Genomic DNA, 1,960 nt, shown 5'->3' on the forward strand with positions numbered 1-1,960 from the left:
TGGTCTGCGTTGCTCACCACTTAATGCGGCGTTATGTAACAAGGAGAGTTCAGCTAAATGGAAGTAGTATCTGAAAGGCTGCAGATGAAGCCATTATCGGAAAATGACTGGCCTTTATTTCTGCAACTCCATACGAATCCTAGTGTCATTTCACGTTGTTTCGATGAACTGCCAAAGTCAGAAATTGAGAGTAAATTTAAATCTCGATTAGTACCTTGGTTTGTAAAGTCGAAGCATTGGCTATGTTTGGTTGTTGTCGAGTCCAAAACGGACAAAGCAGTAGGTATAACAGGTTTTTGTGTTAACGATTCTGTTGCTGAAGTTGGGTTTATGTTTTTGCCCGAATATCATGGACTCGGGTATGGTACAGAGTCACTGCAAGCTCTCATAAATTATTCAATGTCAGAGTTTGGCATCGCTAAATACAGTGCAGTTGTCACAGAGGGTAACATTGGTTCCGAAAAGGTACTTACAAAAGTGGGTTTTGTACTCGATAGGATAGTGCCTCAAGCTTATGAAATCGGTGGTCATTTGTACGCAGATCATGTCTACCAATACGCGTAAAATTGTTACATAACAAACAATTTAAGAGGGATTCCCAACGCTTGGCACTTTTGCTTCTACTTCAACTTTAGTGGTTACGGTACAATGCCTTAGGTTGGGTGGTAGCGTTGCTCACCCCTTAATTGGGCGTTATATTTTCAAGGAGGCTCAGTGAAAGGTCTATTTCTAGGTGCTGGCGCTTCAGTCGAGTGTGGTATGCCGCTCGTCTGGTCGTTTACTAGCATTTTGTCGAAGAATATTTTGTCCAGATTGGATATAAAGCTATTCAATTTCCAAGGTGATGAAGCGATCAAAAAGAGGTTTGCTTTAGTTTTTCAAAGTGACACGATGCACTATGAAGAAATGGTTAAGTATTTAGAAAACTGGAAACTAGAAGCGAAAACACCTAAAGAAGCACAAATTGTTGACGGCTTAATCAGTCAGGTCACTGAGTGCATTCAGTTATTGCTATTGGAACTTCAAGAAAAATGCCTACCTCGAATGAAAGTTAGGTTCGAAAATTATTTTGGTTTGCAAGCTTTGCTTGAACAACAGGGCAGAATTGAAATATTTTCTCTTAACCACGACCTTATTCTAGAAGAACTGTGTGCATATTATGATTTGGGGCTAAAAGACGGGTTTTACGCTAATAGAGAGCATGGTTACAAGAACTTAGGTGAATTTAGGCTGATTACTTCGGAAGAACTATCTGAACAGAAACTAGACTTCTATGAAGGAGATGAAATAGGCATAAACTTACTGAAACTCCATGGTTCTTTTGATATTTTCGCTATTGAAGACAAAAAAACGTACTTAAAATCAGTGGGTAATCAAGGTTTCGGCTCTTTTGTATCTGCAATAAGAAATATTGAGTCAAAAAGCTTAGATGTTTGCCAAAAAATGCAAACTCGCGGTGTTAATGAGTTGTTCGTTAACGATTCTTCGGGTGAGTTACAATTTCTAAGGCGCTCATTGTTGTCCGGAGGTCATAAGTTCAAAGGTAAATTTGAACAGATTGCTCCTGTCGCATTATTTGACGCATTTAAAGCTAGAATCAACGATGTGCAGGAGTTGGTGGTTATAGGCTATGGTTTCGGTGATGAGCACGTGAACGAAGTCATGCTAAAGTGGTTATCAAACCCTAATAATCAGCTAACGATTTCCAATCCGTATTGTGATGAAATTCCTGACTTTCTGAAAGATCACCAAGCTCAGGTGCAAATAGTTAAGAAAGGCTTAACAGATTACCTATTGTCTATAGACCCATCCAAAGACACTTCAGAAAGGAAGGCTCAAAGAGAACTGATAAAGTACCTAGAGACACTTTCCCCTGATGAAATCACTGGGTTATTAAAAAGAGCGGCTCCATTGTAATTTATTTAGTGAAATGAAAATATAACAAAGCATTTAAGAGTGA

2 protein-coding genes are annotated in these 1,960 nt (G+C 39.0%); both read left to right on the forward strand.

Going from position 1 to position 1,960, the window contains the following annotated elements; genetic code table 11:
• Nucleotides 1-57 precede the first annotated feature (57 nt).
• A complete protein-coding gene (locus tag ACP45E_RS19705; RefSeq protein WP_017038515.1) occupies nucleotides 58-564 on the forward strand; it encodes a GNAT family N-acetyltransferase in 507 nt (168 codons plus the stop codon).
• A gap of 150 nt (nucleotides 565-714) precedes the next feature.
• A complete protein-coding gene (locus ACP45E_RS19710) occupies nucleotides 715-1,917 on the forward strand; it encodes a hypothetical protein (protein ID WP_017038832.1) in 1,203 nt (400 codons plus the stop codon).
• Nucleotides 1,918-1,960: the final 43 nt, after the last annotated feature.

Origin of the sequence: Vibrio genomosp. F10 str. 9ZD137, assembly GCF_049974785.1 — a bacterium.
Taxonomy (GTDB): domain Bacteria; phylum Pseudomonadota; class Gammaproteobacteria; order Enterobacterales; family Vibrionaceae; genus Vibrio.

Excerpts from the sequence above, each read along its gene's own strand:
- ACP45E_RS19705 (WP_017038515.1), top strand. The coding sequence starts at position 58 with ATGGAAGTAGTATCTGAAAGGCTGCAGATGAAGCCATTATCGGAAAAT.